Source organism: Snodgrassella alvi (assembly GCF_002777745.1).
GTDB lineage: Bacteria > Pseudomonadota > Gammaproteobacteria > Burkholderiales > Neisseriaceae > Snodgrassella > Snodgrassella alvi_D.
Map to the genome: position 1 here is coordinate 1 of NZ_MEIO01000016.1, position 353 is coordinate 353.

A 353-nucleotide genomic window follows, 5' to 3' on the forward strand; every position below is an offset into this window, starting at 1 on the left:
ACTGAGTATTGAGCAGTGGAAGATGATTGTTGTAAGTGGTCATCGAATCGCCACAGGAGGGCAGGCGGAGATGGCAATAGGGCTTGAGGGAGAGATTATAAATCTGAGGGAATCAACTGCGCAGATGGGGGTTAAGCGCATGGCTAGTCTGATTGAATATATAACAGCATGGGGAGCTGAAAATGATGTTAAGTTCACTGATAGGAGGGACTTATGTTATCAAAATGTAGCATAGATGCTGCTGAAGACGTTTTAAAAGCATATGAGCGGGCGATGAGGGATATTGTAAGGCAAGGGCATTGCAGAAGCATTGAATGGAAATATAAAAGCGGTATTGACAAGAGTAAAACGGC

The 353-nt window shown here is 43.9% G+C and carries 1 protein-coding gene; it reads left to right on the top strand.

The annotated features are described in order from the left end of the window. Positions 1–235, top strand: a 235-nt coding sequence (locus BHC51_RS00990; RefSeq protein WP_180296392.1) for a recombination protein NinB, incomplete at its 5' end; no start/stop codon positions are given. Positions 236–353: the final 118 nt, after the last annotated feature.